We start from the raw sequence: 14,811 nt of genomic DNA on the forward strand, positions 1-14,811 counted from the left end.
TTTTTCTTTAATGCAGCTAAAAAGTATAGCAAAGTATAGAGGTATCGATGTTATAAGGTTTGCGAGAATAAAATCCTTGATCAATATACAATGGAACACCAGGGGTCACCCATTAGTAAAAGCCCTCATTGAGGGCTTTTAGATCAGAAACCAAACTAAATGAAAAAGTATGAAAACAGTGCTGCTGCAACGTTCGGATTACACTAATTATTTTCTCTTGAGATCCCGGTAAAAGTTTTCATGTACTCCAAGAGCTAATAAAATCCTTGATGTCGGATCCCATTCATAAGCTAAAAGAAATTGTTGGTGATTCATTTTAAATTTGTAAACATACACTCCAACTAAATCCCCTTTTTTCTCCTCTCCAACTTTAGGATTATTAATAATTGTACGCACAGCCTCGTTAATGATGGATTTATGTGAGCCGGGTAATTTTTTATAAGCTTTCTTAAATGCAGGCATCTGCCTTATTTCGACATCACTCACTTTCACCCTCAAATTGAAAAGGTTCAGCTAAAGACTTGTCTTGCAGTTTCGAAAGCAAAACGTCTTTTATAAACTCAATTGGTAAATCAGGATTATCCAATGCGCACTTTCCCAACTTAGCCCAATATTCTATTTGACTTGGAATAGAACGAAATTCTGCTGCAGCAACTTTTTTCGCCTCATAATAAATGTTTTCATCAATTCTTATCGGGATTCCCATAGTCCACCTACAATTGTTTTGTTTTGCTACATTTGTAGTATAGTCTATTTTCAGACTAAACAAAAGTATATCTATTCACCACAAATTCAAAAATTCAGCTGTAACCCGGCTTGCTTGCAGCCGGGGTCGGTGTAATAATCAGGCTTCCTTGTCCCGGTTGCAAGCAACCGGGCTACTTCAACCAGACCCAGGCTTTCTAACTGAAAATCTGTATGATCCTGTCAGCCATCTTAATCGACTCCTGACGATGAGCAATAATAACTTGTGTTATATGCAGATTTTTCAAAACTTCATTAATTCTAATTTCAGTTTCAACATCTAAATGGCTGGTAGTCTCATCAAGAAATAGAATTTTGGGATTTTTATAAAGCGCTCTGACTAACAATACTCGTGGTTGTTGTCCACCCGATAAAGTGCTGCCTAAATCATCAATAAGCGTTTCATATCCCATTGACATTTTTAAGATATCGTCATGGGGGATATGGGGTTAACAACTTATCTATTCTTACCATAAAAATGGTCATTATATTGCCAAACCATCAATTTTGCCTATAATGCTTTTGAAATTACAGGAGATGAATGTATGTTTGGCAACGCTTTAGGGTTTGCATTATCCCCTTTGCTAAAGGCCTCATCCACAATTGAGCGCTTTAGTCATATCCGTTTAGATACGTTTTTTAAATCCGTGAGTATGGCGGTCAGTGGTTATCTTTACATGGATACGTTCAATACTTATTACGAAACAGAAGACGATTTTTACTACGCAAATGCACGTGCAGCAGGGCGTGTCTTAAAATATACTATCCCCTTTATCTTTTTACCCACATTTAGAATGCTTAATAGTGAGTTAAATAAACTTCGCTATTGGGATATATTTACCAAGCAGGTTGATAGATTTTCATACCATAAGTTTATTGCCAAACAGCGCTAAAACCGGGTACAACATTACGATTAACCTCTCCGTTTTCTTCACCACTTAATATAAATATTCATGCCATTAACGGCTTAATATTAATAAGCTCTGGCAGTGGCATGGCCATGACGCTATCGTTTTTGAGCCATATTAGAACACTCAAGGAAAACCTTACACACCTGGCTCTAGCCATTTATCACTCAACACGATATCTCTCAGAAATCACCTTTCTTTTAGCTTACATAGATAAACTTGGGCTCTCCATACGCAAAGCCCAAATGAATCTCACCACAAACGATGAGGTAACCTTAACGGATAGCCGAATTCAAAAAGGCAGGCTAATGTTGCATCAAGACAACTATTTCAGCGCGTTTAAAGGTCATGCATTTTTTTGTGGTTCAGCGCCTATGGGTCACGCATTAAAACAGTTATGCGATACCGATAAAAAAGAAGATGTCATACTTCATTTAGAATCATTCTCTAATTAAAAAAGCCCCAGCAATACAAACTGCTTGGGCTTTTTAAAACTGAGAATCAATAGGGTCAGACTCTGAGGAATCGACACATAATTTAAGTGCTTGAATTTGGTTCAAATCCTCCGTGCCGCGGCTTGTCCGCGGCATCCAGAAAGTTCTTAATTTAAGCAATAATTTAATTATTTGGATAGATTCCTGGATACCGCGGACAAGCCGCGGTACGGAGGTATGTTATTTTGAGTCAATTAAATTATGTGTCGATTCCTCAGTGTCAGACTCGATTGATTAAATGAGCTAGGACATGTGTACCTTATTTACCCGAACCATGAACCTAATTTGTTGAATGATTCTTGTACATCATCAATTACAGAATAAAAAAATGAAAAAGAAGAATTCTGTCTGGTACATTTTTGTAATTCGTCAGCAGTTCTAACCAAAGAATCTATTTCTCTATTTTCAGAATCAAGAACATCTAAATAAACAACTCGCCCATGAATATCTTTAATCAAATCAGAATCATAGTTTATGTTTACTTTGCTCATCTCAGCATTTGGCGGATTATTGACCAAACCCTGCTGTTCTTTTCTTCTCGAAAGAACCATTTGTTCCTTACTTTCTTGAGGCAAAGGAAGACCATCTATATCCTCTGTACCAATTTCAGAATAAATTTTGAACATCATATCTTTTTGAGACCTGGCTTCTTCTAAGCTTTGCGCTCGAAGAGTAGTTTTATAAGTTCTTATAGAATTTCTATCTTTAAAAGTAAACAAGTAGTACATATAAAAGTCCATAAATTAAAGTTTAAATCAAGGCATGATTGTACTTCAAATAAACAAATAGATCAATTAGCACGCCTATACGAGATAGGCTTAAACACCACACGTCCTTTTGATAAAAGCTCTTCGACCATTGGCAAAAGCTTCCCTAGCCCTAGGGTTAGAAGGACTTTCTTTTACTTGCTTGCCATAAAACTTAAGAGTGACGAAAACGTGACGCAGTGTTTACCTCGATCCGTTCAGGCTGAGGAAGCGCGAACGGCATCGAAGTAACGACTGGATAAAACAAGCTTCTTATCCGAAACTCACGTTAACTTAGTGCCATTCGGCGCTGACCCCATTGATTTCATTTTGCCGTCCCTATCACGCCTAAATATCATCTAAAATTTCTGGCTCCACCAACAAAATTAGTAAATTAAGTGACTGCTGCCAGCCTAAATAACAATTTTCAACAGGGATAATATTAGGGATTCCTTCTTGAATTATATTTAGTTCGGTTCCACAATCTACTTTTCTCAGAGTAACAGTCGTTAACATTTGTCCGGGTAAATTTGGATCATCAAATTGATCGGTATATTTAATTCTTTCATTGGGAGTAATTTCTATGTATTTGCCACCAAAAGAATGACTTTTCCCTGTGGTTAAATTTTTAAAAGACATTTTAAACTCACCACCAATCTGAAAATCCATTTTATATACTGTACAGGTAAAACCATGCGGTGGCAGCCACTTCGCTAAAGCTTCTGAAGCCTGAAACGCCTGAAAAACTCGCTCAGGAGGCGCATTTATCACGCGGTGCAATTTTACTGTATTGGACATTTTTTCTCCTTAAAACGTCCCCTCTATAGAATATATATTAGATTAAAAAGCCATTATTAGGGTGTGTCCTCATACCATTAATTGTTATGAGGACACACCCTAGCATATAGAGGACCAATCATTAAGTTCCAATAGTATAAAATAAAAATAAAGAAATTAACGTTGAGAATTTCAGCGGTGCCTGTCCCGGACCATCCCCGCCCACCATGGGAAAAGCTTAGATGAGTTTATCGTTATTTAAGTGAATCAGTCTATTAGTGGAACCCCTACCTGGAAGTTAAAATTAAAAAACTTTTTTCAAGAGCACCCAACTGCGGCCTATCGCTCAGTGAATTCTGTTATGGTTAAAACCTATTGGCAAATTGGTAAGTGCATTGTTAAGCAAGAACAGCATGGTAAAGCACGTGCAAATTATGGTGAATATCTGATTGTGAATTTATCTCGCTATTTAACAGATTCTTTTAGCAAAGGCTTTACAGAGGCAAATATACGAAATATTAGGCAGTTCTATTCACGTTTTTCTAATTTTGATCTTCACCGAATCAATGGGGTCAGACTCGAATGGCACTAAGTTAAGCTTCAAAATCCAATCTGTAGCCCGTATTAGCGTCAGCGTAATACGGGAAAACCCTGGCTTCAGTGCACCAAATTCCCGTATTACGCTACGCTAATACGGGCTACAGCATCCTTTTTTTCCTTAACTTAGTGCCATTCGAGTCTGATCCCATTGATTTCGCTTTTCTAACATTACACCAAAAACAATCGATCCCGGCCGCAAGCAGCTGACTCTTATACACATATTTGCCATTCCCCGAACCACGTCATCCTGAGTGCGTCTTTTTGCGCGAAGGATCTCCAAATACTGGCACCATGCTTTCAGGAGATCCTTCGCGCAAAAAGACGCACTCAGGACGACGTGGATCGGAGGGGGTAGAAGAGACAGCTGCAAGCAGACCAGGCTACATCGCTCTTCAAGTTATTGCTTCACATACCTCTTGCTGAATCTGCTCTTTTGTATGTTTTATCAATTCAGTCGGATTGTTCATGATTGAAACCTGTTGTAACTGATTTTCGGTACCGAACAACTTCTGAGAACATGAAATAAGTGATTGTAATACCCATTTTTTTTAGTTTTTTCCTATATTCAATCATTATTCAAGGAAAATAGTCTAAAATTATAAAATTAATTGTTACAGCGAGAGTTTATTCTAAAATCAATTAAATAAAGTAACGAGGAATAAATTTAGCTTATAGACTCATGGAGGAAAAGAAGGATGCAGCAATTTCACAATATTCTGTTTGTAAGTAACGGAGTTGATGAAGAAACCGATGCCTTACAACATGCCATAAGACTGGCAGCTGATAATAAAGCGAATCTTGATATTCTGATAATATGCCCTCCCTTTCCTCATAATCTTGATGAATATAAAAGCTCGTATGAGGCTTTTCTTATAGAAAAAATGAACCAAACCGTTAAATCAGCGAAAACGTCCTTATCTCTTAATAAGAAAAAACTCTCAATAAAACTGGAAATTGAATGTGGAACTACGCCAGATATTCGTATTATTCGGCGCGTACTTCGTCACTCCTATGATCTTGTAGTAAAAACGGCAGAAACAAATGGTAATAAAAAAGGTTTTCGGGCATTAGATATGGCTCTGTTACGCCAATGCCCTTGCGCTTTATTTCTTCATCGTCCGATCAATCCTGATGAAACCATTCATGTAGCTGTTGCTATCGACCCCAAAGATGAAGACGCTTCAGGTCATGATCTTGCGATTAACCTCTTAAGATTATCCCATGCTCTGTCAATACATTATAAGGCCAAATTAAGTGTTATTACGTGCTGGGATTGCGCTTTGGAAGACTATCTGCGCCATAACGTTCTTATTGATATCCCTCAACCAGAACTGAATGAAATGGTCATGAAAGAGAGTCGCTCACATTATAGTGCCTTATGTGCGCTGATTCACGAGGCAGGCATAAAAGATCAGCCAACCATATATCACCTGAAAGGTCGCCCTTCTGAATTTATCCCTGCGAGTATTAATGCGAATAAAATTGATATTTTAGTGATGGGAACGGTAGCACGAACAGGAATATCTGGTTTTATTATTGGTAATACTGCTGAAAATATTCTACAAAAAATCAATTGTTCTCTTTGGGCACTAAAACCACAGGGTTTTGTATCTCCTGTAAAAGCTTATTAAAGCAAACAACAATTTTCGTAATAGGTCAGGGGGGATCTTGTCTCTTGCTCGAACGGTCGGATTTGAGTGCAGGTTGAACGAAAAAGGCTCCGGAAAAACGGAGCGTAGGTGGCTACGTGAGTATTTTCCGGAGCCTTTTTCGTTCAAGATGCACCAAATACGGCCGTTCCCTGATAGGGGCTGACCTTTTACCAATTTTCTTTTTCATGATCCAGGATAATATGAAGCAAAATAATAGATTTCATTCATGGTATGATCGTACGGATGCCGATATTTGTAATGAACTGATTACTTCAACAGAAGAAGGTTTAACAATAACCGAGTCTAAAAATCGCCTATTGAAATTTGGATACAATGAGCTGCCCTCTTTACCTCCACGATCGACTTTTAAAAGACTTCTTTCCCAGTTAAATAATGCGTTAATTCTTGTATTATTGGCTGCAGCTATAACAACTTTATTTTTAGGGCAAATTACCGATTCATTAATAATCTTCGGTGTCATATTAATCAACACATTAATTGGTTTTATACAAGAAGGAAAAGCTGAAAAGGCAATTGCTGCTGTCCATAGCATGCTTTCATTACATGCTACAGTTTTACGAGAAAACAAGCGAATGATTATTCTCGCAAACGAGTTAGTTGTTGGTGATTTGGTGCTTTTGCAATCAGGAGATAAAGTCCCCGCCGATCTTAAACTGGTACATACTAAAAATTTGAAAATTAATGAAGCCATACTCACGGGCGAGTCCAACACAGTTGAAAAGAAAACAGGTATATTAACTTTCGATACTCCGTTAGCAGAACAGACTAACATGGCTTTTTCAGGAACGTTAGTGACCTCAGGTAAAGGAGAAGGAATCGTTATCGCTACAGGAGTTGACACGGAAATAGGCAAAATCAGCCAGTTACTTACCCAGGTACAACCTTTGATGACGCCCCTAATCAAGAAAATGTCTCATTTTTCTCAATGGTTAAGTGGATTTATTTTAGCGTTTGCAGGGGTTTTGTTTCTTATTGGTTATTTCCTTCATCACTTTTCAGCGCTCGACATGTTTATGGCTTCAGTAGGAATTATTGTGGCAGCCATCCCTGAAGGATTACCTGTTATATTGACTGTGGCTTTAGCTATTGGGGTTCAGCGCATGGCTAGCCGATATGCCATTATCAGAAAACTTCCTGCTGTGGAAACTTTAGGTTCAGTATCTATTATTTGTACCGATAAAACAGGCACTTTGACTCGCAATGAGATGTCTGTACAAAAAATATCTTTAACAACGAATGATTTGGATGTTAGTGGTGTAGGCTACAATTCGGAAGGTTCTTTTTATTTTGAAAACAAGAAAATACAACCGCAAGAGAATCATGATTTATTGACGTTTGTGAGCGCGTGTGCGCTATGCAATGATGCGGAATTGGATTTTCAGGATAATGAGCCCAAATTACAGGGTGATCCTATGGAGGGTGCTTTACTTTCTCTCGCAGCCAAAGCAGGGGTTTATCGACATCAGCTGGAAGAAAAAATCACATTGAAAGATACGATTCCTTTTGATGCGGAACATCGGTTTATGGCTACCTTACATCACCAGGAGAAATCAGCGTTTATCTATTTAAAAGGAGCTCCGGAAGTTGTATTTAATTTTTGCTCCTCCCAGCTTCATAATCAGGAACACAATGCATTTGACCTTGATTATTGGCAACAGAAAACGTCTAATTTGGCAAAACAGGGGTTACGTACATTAGCAATTGCTTACAAACCAGCTTCAATCAATAACGAGAAGATAGAATTTGCGGATGTGACCTCTGGTTTAGTGATGATTGGTTTGGTAGGGATTATAGACCCTCCACGAGAAGAGGCCATTCAGGCAGTAAAGGAATGTCAAGCCGCTAATATTTGCGTCAAAATGATAACAGGGGATCATGCTATCACTGCGTTGGCTATTGCCAGACAATTAGGCATAGGAGATGGCCAACACGTGTTAACTGGAAACGAGTTGCACGAACTGGGTGATAAGTGTTTCGAGCAGTCGATTGAAAAAGTGGATGTTTTTGCACGTACCAGTCCTGAGGATAAATTACGATTAGTTAAGGCACTGCAAGCCAAAGGTTATGTAGTGGCCATGACTGGTGATGGAGTCAATGATGCCCCAGCCCTAAAACGAGCTGATATTGGGGTGGCCATGGGGCATAAAGGGACAGAGGTTGCCAAGGAAGCAGCTGAAATGGTTATCACTGATGATAATTTTGCTTCTATTGTCGCGGCAGTCAAAGAAGGGCGAACCGTTTATGACAATTTAAAAAAGGCCATTTTATTTCTGTTGCCAACTAATGGTGGCGAAACACTGAGCCTGGCCATTGCTATTATTCTAGGTACCACCCTGCCAATTACTCCGATACAAATTTTATGGGTCAATATGACGTGCTCTGTAGCATTAGGGCTTGCTTTAGCCTTTGAACCATCCGAGCCTCATCTTATGAAGCGAGCACCAATTTCCGTACATGAACCTTTATTATCAAAGTACCTGGTCTGGCGGATTATTTTTGTTTCTATCCTCTTTTCAGCTTGTATTTTCATTGTATTTTATTGGGCTTTGTGGAATGGGGAACGCATTGAAACGGCACGAACAATGGCCGTAAATACATTAGTACTGCTGGAAATTTTTTACCTGTTCAGTTCGAGATATATACATGGTCCCTCTCTAACCTGGAAAGGAATGCAAGGAACAAAACCTGTTTTAATCGCAATAGGATTAGTTGCTTTCTTGCAGTTAAATTTTACTTATACCCCATTTATACAAGAAATTTTTAAAACAGAATCTCTTAACCTTTGGAATAATGTTGGGATAGGAGCAATAGGCATCTTTAGCTTCATTATTATAGAGTTTGAAAAATTAACGACTTTGTTTAAGAAATAAATAATAGTAATGAGCGTGCAGATGTTAGAATACATCTTAGGAACAACCACTAATTATTCATCACATAATTTACAATTTGGGTAAAACAAATGGGAATTTTAGATGACTCGGTCATCTTTGCCGCGGTTATTCAACAAGGCGGGTTCAGTCGAGCGGCCAGACATTTAGGCATTTCCAATGGGTTGATAAGCAGGCGTATTACGCAATTAGAATCGCGGCTTGGTGTCAGCCTGATTAAACGTACGACCAGGGAATTGCGTTTAACCCCGGAAGGTGAGCTCTTCTTCCAACATGCTGTGCGCATTCAACAAGAATTGGATTCGGCTCTGAGCTTAATTCAATCGTCTGCAAACAAACCGAAAGGAATAATCAGAGTGAGTGCTCCTCCTTATTTTGGCCGGCATTATTTAACTTCCATCATCATGAAATTTTTAGACAATTTTCCTGATATTAAAATCGATTTGGTGCTCTCCAATCATCAACTGGATCCTATTAAAGAACAACTGGATTTAGTGATACGTGGCGCAGGATTTATAGCAGATCCACGATTGCAAGACAGTAGCATGCATATGAAATTATTGTTGAAAGAGAGAATTGGATTGTATGCTAGTGCTTCTTATTTAAACATGCATAAAGAACTGATCAGCTGTGCTGATTTATCCTCTCATTCACTCATTAATTATTCATTAAAAAATGGTTTTCAGGAAAACGAAAAATGGCTTTATTTAGAGAATAAGCAGCCGTGTGAATTCATTTTTGAACCGGCATTAACAGCTAACGATATTGAAAGCTGCCTGAACGCATGTATTTCAGGATTCGGCATAGGCCGATTTACTGATCTAAATGCCCGACATGCAATCCAACACAAACAAATTCTTCCTGTTTTAAAACAATATGATTGGGGAACTTATCATTTATTTGCTGTCTATCCGCAGCAACAAACCTTACCCGAAAGAACACGATTATTCCTGGATTTTATTTTTGCACATACAAGAGCATTACAAAGCTAACAGATCTCCATCACCCCACTGCCATTAAGTTAAGCGCTACTCCACCGTACCGCGGCTTGTCCGCGGTACGGTGGAATTCCTTCTTAACGACAGTTTCCCCTGAGAAATCCCCTCCTTATGTCTAAATAGTAAAATATGTTGTTCCTTATTGGCGATTGTTTAAATATTTTTATAACGATAGATTTGCTTCAGTTAACACACACAGGATGTGTTTCGATATTCCATCTGCATGAGGAGTTAGACATGAGCAACTATAATTTTATTGAACTGCCGATCATTGATATTTCCAGGATTTCAGACCATGCAACAGAACAGGAAGAATATAAAAAAATTGATGAGGCATGTAGAACCTATGGTGCTTTTTTCATCAGTGGATTTAATTCATTAGCAAAGTTGGATGCAGCAGGTCTTTTTGCAGAGTCATCACGTTTCTTTGATTTGGATATATCAATAAAAAACAGGTACCTCGCATCTGCAGACAATCACTTTTTAGGTTACCGAGGAATAGGAAGTGAGTTTAGTGAATTGGCCCATCGCCAACATGAGCCATGCGAACAATACAAAGTGGGTTATTTAAATGATCCTCAAAATAACAGGTCACGAATTGAAGAACAATCAATGCACACGCATCGCTCAATTTTTACAACCCATTTAGAATCTTGCTTTCATTCCTTTGAACATATTGGTTCCTGCTTTTTATCAGCCATTGCCAGGAATTTAAATTTAGGAAAAAACTATTTTAAAAATTATTGCACCGAGCCCAACCATCAGTTAGGACTTAATTGTTACCCGATTCATAACCAGGATGATACGATGCAATATGGCATGAGTGCCCATAAAGATTTATGTCTGCTTACCATTATTGCCCAGGATCAACCCGGTTTAATGCTGAACGATGTATGTGGTCAATGGAAGGTGGTTCCCCATATTCCTGGCACATTATTAATTATGTTGGGTGAATTTATAGAGCATTGGACTGATAAATATTATCAGGCACCACTTCATCAGGTTTTAAAATCAACGACCCAGAGAAGGCTATCGATTATTTATAAAATGCGTCCCAATTATAATGCGGAAATTCCTGTCATTGAAGGAATCAATCCGTTATTCACAAGCACTGCCAGGGCAATTATTCATACAGGAAAAGCTTATGATGATAAATTAAAAAACATTATGTACATCGATAAAAATCAGAATGCAGGTATAGAACGTGCAATCTAAAATTTTCTTATTACGAGAGTCTGGCAATAATGAACAAAGAGTGGCATTGATTCCACGCGATGTCGAAAAAATAATTGGTTTCGGGGCTATTGTTTATGTAGAAGATGGTGCTGGTATCGGTGCGGGTTACATTAATGAAGATTATACAGCTGTGGGTGCCAGCATACGCCAAATTGATTTTGGCAAGATCGAACGTTGCAAGCAGGCTTTTAATGATATAGATATAATCATACGTGTTAAACGTCCTGACAGAAAACGTGAAAAAATAGAAAACAAAGTAATAAAACCCCACACAAAAATGATAGGTTTGTTAGATATACTCGAAAGAGGTGCGGAACATATTGCAGAATATGCTCAGGCTAATATTGAGTATTATTCTCTGGATCAGTTTGTTTTTTCTCCGGGCACACCAATGGATGCCTTGAAGGAAATGAGCCGGATAGCAGGAAAACTGGCACTGCAACATGCTATTGAAATTTTTGCTAATCCTGTTACGCGAGTATCAATTATTGGCTGCAGCGAAGCGGGTAAAGCAGCATCACAAGAGTGTATAAGGCTTAACCTGCCACATACTATTATTACCAGTAATCTATCGAAATCAAAACAGTTACTATCACAAGGTATTTCGAGTAAGGTCGTTGAGCGTCATTTACCCTTAGATTTGAGGCAAGATAAAATCTACCTGGCAATTAAAGACAGTGACATTGTAATAACTACCGCATCAGGAGCATGGACTCAAGCCCCCTTGTTAATCCCTGAGCCGACATTAAATAAATTAAAAGGAGGAACGGTTATTGTAGACTTGGCAACATCTGATGGTGGCAATGTATTTGGCAGTAAACACGATGAAATAATTACGCGGGCAAATAATGTAAAAATTATTAATGTTAGCGGTTACCCCAAAAAAGCGCCTATTGAAGCAAGTGAATTGTTAAGCCGCGCGAATTGTTATTTCCTGAACTTGTTGTTAAGACCCGAATCGAGCCTGATCCAAATGGCACTGACTTAAGATGTTTTTGTAGCCCGGCCTGCTTGCAGCCGGGAATGGAGACTTGGTTAGAACTTCGGTTGAGTAACGATCATCAGTTCCCGGCTGCAAGCAGACCGGGCTACAAAAACATCTGGAATAAGTACCATTCGAATCTGCACTATTGCTTTACTGACTGAATTTAATTTGAGTATAATGTCGCGAAATTTTAATCAATATGTTATGTTGCACGCTCATTTTGCATTTAATGAAAGAATTATGAGATTGATTATTAAAACCATACAGTATTTTATCATTACCGCGTTATTATTTAGTTTAAGCGCTTGTGTGAAAACAAAGCCTGATCCGGCTTCTTATAAAGTTAAGGGAAAAGTATATACGCCTCTTAAATCTGCAAGAGGATATAAAGCACGAGGCCAAGCTTCTTTTTATGGTAAACGCTTTCATAAACGGAAAACATCTAACGGAGAGCGATTCAACATGCATTCCATGACGGCCGCGCATCCTACACTTCCATTTAATACCCGTGTACGCGTTAAGAATGTCAAAAATGGACGAACAGTGGTGGTTCGCATTAATGATCGTGGCCCCTTTCATGGTTCGCGAATTATAGATCTTTCTTATGCTGCCGCAAGTCGTTTAGGAATCACAAGCCTTTCTACGGTAGAAATTCAGGCTTTAGGTTAGTGAGGCCTGCCCTGCGTTTGCTTGCTATACTATGTAGACCAGGATTATTTTGAAGAATGATCTGTGTTGGTCTTATAACTTTCAGCAGGGGTTGATGCAGTGAGTCTCAAACAATTTAATTGCAGATATTTATTAAATGATGATCGCATTATTTTTCGCTTTAATACGGCAGATCATAGTGAATATATATTCTGGTTCACGCGAAGAATCACTCATTTTATTCTCATGTCGGCCAGTCAGTTTATTCAGAATGAATATAAAAAAACCACCCCCACAGTTGAGAATTTTATATCAGAGATAAATCAATCTGATAAACAGGCAGCAAATTTTACAACAGCCTACGAGTCAGGCACCAATTACCCGCTGGGTGGTGATCCTGTATTGGTGATGGATGCTAAGTGCTCGATGGCAAAAATCGAGGAACAGGATGTCTTCTCTCTGGATCTTGTTTTACCTGGCGGAGCAAATTTAAATCTCAAATTACCCATGCCCATAATGAACGCGTTGGTTATGTTATTAGAGGAATTGAATATTCAGGCGAAGTGGGGTAACCCGAATTGAGCCGTAAATTTCCCCTTGAGCCTGTATTGTGATTCACTAATCAAGAGTACAAAAGAGCATCATGCTAAGAAANCCGAGCCGCGACCGTAAGGAAGCGGAACAGTTCGATGCACTCCATTGTGGATTACTCATTAGGTGTACATCCAAAATTTCCGCTCCCTTACGGTCGCGGCTCGGTTTTCTTTAAGTAATGAGAGCATAAGCAAACAGGAAATGTAGTGCTCATAAATAAATCATTTTCATGGTGATACATCAGCCCGAACGAATCGAGGTAAACACTGGCTCAAACAACTTTCTTATCCGAAACTCACGTTAATTTATTGATTACACTATTTATGGTATGGTATTTATGGCTTATACCTAAGGGTTAAACGGTGTCTGATCCCATACTAAGTAAAGAATTTCCTATTGGTACATTGTCGTTCATCAATGAATATGAAACGCGGGTGTTAATTTATGAAATTTTTTATCAAAATTCCTACTTTATAAATGATCTTAATTTAAATCCGGGTTCGGTCATTATTGACGTAGGAGCTAATATTGGCCTTTTTTCTCTATTTGCCCTTAAGCACTGCAAATATGATGCAGTTATCTATAGTTTTGAACCAATCCCCGACTCTTTTGAATGTTTAAAAAGGAATTTGGCGCCCTTCGGCAATAAAGTACACCTTTATAACATGGGGATTGGTGATGTCGTTGAAGACTGTTCTGTAGAATTTACTCTTTTTGGTGATGATTTATCAACGGCAACGTACAAACCCATGGATAAAATGATCTCTAATTATAATCCGCTGCAGGACTATAATACCTTATTAAAAATTTCACGATTTCGGAACAAGTTTTTATATAGGCTGCTGAAATTTTTGCCTTTTATGCGCAATTATCTGATTAAGAAAAATTTCAAAAATCAGACTCAGGAAAAAAAGGTCATCTGTAAACTGACATCCCTTGGGCAATTTATTGAAAAAAATGGGATAGATCATATCGATTTTATTAAAATAGATGTTGAAGGGGCTGAATTTGATGTGGTAAAGAGCATTAAACTTGGCCAATTTTCCATGATCAAACAATTATGCATAGAAGTACATGATATCAATAATCGAGTCGAGCAGCTTGACGCTTATTTACAAGAACAAGGTTATGTCACTGAAATCCATAGAAACTCTATTTATGAAGAGTTGGGATTCAATCAGCACATGATCTATGCAAAAAGACCCTCTTAAAAATAATAATATCCCTAGAGCATCGAATAATTTAAATTGACACATCACCATGGACTTATCTGTGTAAATTCAACTCTTCAGTTTCTCCAAATGTATAAGAGTTGCCACTCAACGCCTGGATGCCGCGGACCTTCGGCCGCAGCACGTAGGAGTGGGGAGTCAAGCGTTAATATGCCTTATCATTTTATGATTATTTTAAGGGAAACCGTTTTTGTTTCATTTATTGTTTCTATATGAGAGCCGAATGATTTAAATCAGTACATCATCATGAACTTAGCTGCGTAATTCTCTCCAGTTTCTCCAAGTCTA

At 38.3% G+C, this 14,811-nt stretch carries 16 protein-coding genes; 11 read left to right on the forward strand and 5 right to left on the reverse strand.

Translation table 11 applies throughout. From position 1 onward, the window contains the following. Positions 1-207: 207 nt before the first annotated feature. The 3 genes from B094_RS0108740 to B094_RS0108750 all read right to left on the reverse strand — a co-directional run bounded on the left by B094_RS0108740 (position 208) and on the right by B094_RS0108750 (position 1,163). On the reverse strand, positions 208-486 hold the full coding sequence (locus B094_RS0108740) for a type II toxin-antitoxin system RelE/ParE family toxin (RefSeq protein WP_018577427.1): 279 nt from the start codon (positions 484-486) through the stop codon (positions 208-210). Continuing rightward, positions 479-706, reverse strand: coding sequence for a TA system antitoxin ParD family protein (locus tag B094_RS0108745; RefSeq protein WP_018577428.1), 228 nt, complete (start codon positions 704-706; stop codon positions 479-481). Before B094_RS0108745 ends, B094_RS0108740 begins: the two co-directional genes overlap by 8 nt. A gap of 196 nt (positions 707-902) precedes the next feature. Further along, complete coding sequence (locus B094_RS0108750) at positions 903-1,163, reverse strand: ATP-binding cassette domain-containing protein (RefSeq protein ID WP_018577429.1); 261 nt, start codon at positions 1,161-1,163, stop codon at positions 903-905. 126 nt (positions 1,164-1,289) lie between these two features. On the opposite strand from B094_RS0108750, the gene B094_RS0108755 reads away from it, so the two are divergent. Further along, positions 1,290-1,637, forward strand: a complete 348-nt coding sequence (locus tag B094_RS0108755; RefSeq protein ID WP_018577430.1) for a hypothetical protein — start codon at positions 1,290-1,292, stop codon at positions 1,635-1,637. Between the two features lie 107 nt (positions 1,638-1,744). Continuing rightward, on the forward strand, positions 1,745-2,107 hold the full coding sequence (locus tag B094_RS0108760) for a hypothetical protein (RefSeq protein ID WP_155823764.1): 363 nt from the start codon (positions 1,745-1,747) through the stop codon (positions 2,105-2,107). A gap of 302 nt (positions 2,108-2,409) precedes the next feature. Here the strand turns inward: B094_RS0108760 and B094_RS0108765 are convergent, their stop codons facing one another. Together B094_RS0108765 and B094_RS0108770 are read right to left on the reverse strand one after the other, a co-directional pair. Further along, positions 2,410-2,874, reverse strand: a complete 465-nt coding sequence (locus tag B094_RS0108765) for a hypothetical protein (protein ID WP_018577432.1) — start codon at positions 2,872-2,874, stop codon at positions 2,410-2,412. A gap of 366 nt (positions 2,875-3,240) precedes the next feature. Then, entirely contained in the window at positions 3,241-3,690 is a 450-nt protein-coding gene (locus B094_RS0108770) for an SRPBCC family protein (RefSeq protein ID WP_018577433.1), read from the reverse strand. A 241-nt stretch (positions 3,691-3,931) separates the two neighbouring features. Here B094_RS0108770 and B094_RS0108775 point away from each other — a divergent pair, with 241 nt between their 5' ends. The 9 genes from B094_RS0108775 to B094_RS0108815 all read left to right on the forward strand — a co-directional run bounded on the left by B094_RS0108775 (position 3,932) and on the right by B094_RS0108815 (position 14,502). Next, a complete protein-coding gene (locus tag B094_RS0108775) occupies positions 3,932-4,261 on the forward strand; it encodes a DUF1016 N-terminal domain-containing protein (RefSeq protein ID WP_018577434.1) in 330 nt (109 codons plus the stop codon). Between the two features lie 703 nt (positions 4,262-4,964). Continuing rightward, on the forward strand, positions 4,965-5,900 hold the full coding sequence (locus B094_RS0108780; protein WP_018577435.1) for a universal stress protein: 936 nt from the start codon (positions 4,965-4,967) through the stop codon (positions 5,898-5,900). Between the two features lie 221 nt (positions 5,901-6,121). Continuing rightward, entirely contained in the window at positions 6,122-8,812 is a 2,691-nt protein-coding gene (locus B094_RS0108785) for a cation-transporting P-type ATPase (protein WP_018577436.1), read from the forward strand. A gap of 89 nt (positions 8,813-8,901) precedes the next feature. Then, positions 8,902-9,822, forward strand: a complete 921-nt coding sequence (locus B094_RS0108790; RefSeq protein WP_018577437.1) for a LysR family transcriptional regulator — start codon at positions 8,902-8,904, stop codon at positions 9,820-9,822. Positions 9,823-10,065: 243 nt separating this feature from the next. Beyond that, positions 10,066-11,043 (forward strand): 2OG-Fe(II) oxygenase family protein, encoded by a 978-nt coding sequence (locus tag B094_RS0108795; protein WP_018577438.1) that lies wholly within the window; start codon positions 10,066-10,068, stop codon positions 11,041-11,043. Next, entirely contained in the window at positions 11,033-12,052 is a 1,020-nt protein-coding gene (locus B094_RS0108800) for a Rossmann-fold NAD(P)-binding domain-containing protein (RefSeq protein WP_018577439.1), read from the forward strand. The genes B094_RS0108795 and B094_RS0108800 overlap by 11 nt, the downstream gene beginning before the upstream one ends. Before the next feature lie 237 nt (positions 12,053-12,289). Next, positions 12,290-12,718 carry a septal ring lytic transglycosylase RlpA family protein gene (locus tag B094_RS0108805; RefSeq protein ID WP_026253959.1) on the forward strand — a complete coding sequence of 143 codons (429 nt, stop codon included), beginning with the start codon at positions 12,290-12,292 and terminating at the stop codon, positions 12,716-12,718. A 99-nt stretch (positions 12,719-12,817) separates the two neighbouring features. Then, positions 12,818-13,279, forward strand: coding sequence for a hypothetical protein (locus B094_RS0108810; RefSeq protein WP_018577441.1), 462 nt, complete (start codon positions 12,818-12,820; stop codon positions 13,277-13,279). Positions 13,280-13,653: 374 nt separating this feature from the next. Next, complete coding sequence (locus tag B094_RS0108815) at positions 13,654-14,502, forward strand: FkbM family methyltransferase (RefSeq protein WP_018577442.1); 849 nt, start codon at positions 13,654-13,656, stop codon at positions 14,500-14,502. The last annotated feature ends 309 nt before the right edge of the window (positions 14,503-14,811 follow it).

It is taken from the genome of Legionella shakespearei DSM 23087 (genome assembly GCF_000373765.1).
In the GTDB taxonomy this organism is placed as follows: Bacteria; Pseudomonadota; Gammaproteobacteria; order Legionellales; family Legionellaceae; genus Legionella; species Legionella shakespearei.

What these genes read in the sequence shown, in the direction of transcription:
- B094_RS0108745 (WP_018577428.1), bottom strand. Translation starts at nt 706, where the DNA reads ATGGGAATCCCGATAAGAATTGATGAAAACATTTATTATGAGGCGAAA.
- B094_RS0108750 (WP_018577429.1), bottom strand. Translation starts at nt 1,163, where the DNA reads ATGTCAATGGGATATGAAACGCTTATTGATGATTTAGGCAGCACTTTA.
- B094_RS0108755 (WP_018577430.1), top strand. Translation starts at nt 1,290, where the DNA reads ATGTTTGGCAACGCTTTAGGGTTTGCATTATCCCCTTTGCTAAAGGCC.
- B094_RS0108760 (WP_155823764.1), top strand. Translation starts at nt 1,745, where the DNA reads ATGACGCTATCGTTTTTGAGCCATATTAGAACACTCAAGGAAAACCTT.
- B094_RS0108765 (WP_018577432.1), bottom strand. Translation starts at nt 2,874, where the DNA reads ATGTACTACTTGTTTACTTTTAAAGATAGAAATTCTATAAGAACTTAT.
- B094_RS0108770 (WP_018577433.1), bottom strand. Translation starts at nt 3,690, where the DNA reads ATGTCCAATACAGTAAAATTGCACCGCGTGATAAATGCGCCTCCTGAG.
- B094_RS0108780 (WP_018577435.1), top strand. Translation starts at nt 4,965, where the DNA reads ATGCAGCAATTTCACAATATTCTGTTTGTAAGTAACGGAGTTGATGAA.
- B094_RS0108785 (WP_018577436.1), top strand. Translation starts at nt 6,122, where the DNA reads ATGAAGCAAAATAATAGATTTCATTCATGGTATGATCGTACGGATGCC.
- B094_RS0108790 (WP_018577437.1), top strand. Translation starts at nt 8,902, where the DNA reads ATGGGAATTTTAGATGACTCGGTCATCTTTGCCGCGGTTATTCAACAA.
- B094_RS0108795 (WP_018577438.1), top strand. Translation starts at nt 10,066, where the DNA reads ATGAGCAACTATAATTTTATTGAACTGCCGATCATTGATATTTCCAGG.
- B094_RS0108805 (WP_026253959.1), top strand. Translation starts at nt 12,290, where the DNA reads ATGAGATTGATTATTAAAACCATACAGTATTTTATCATTACCGCGTTA.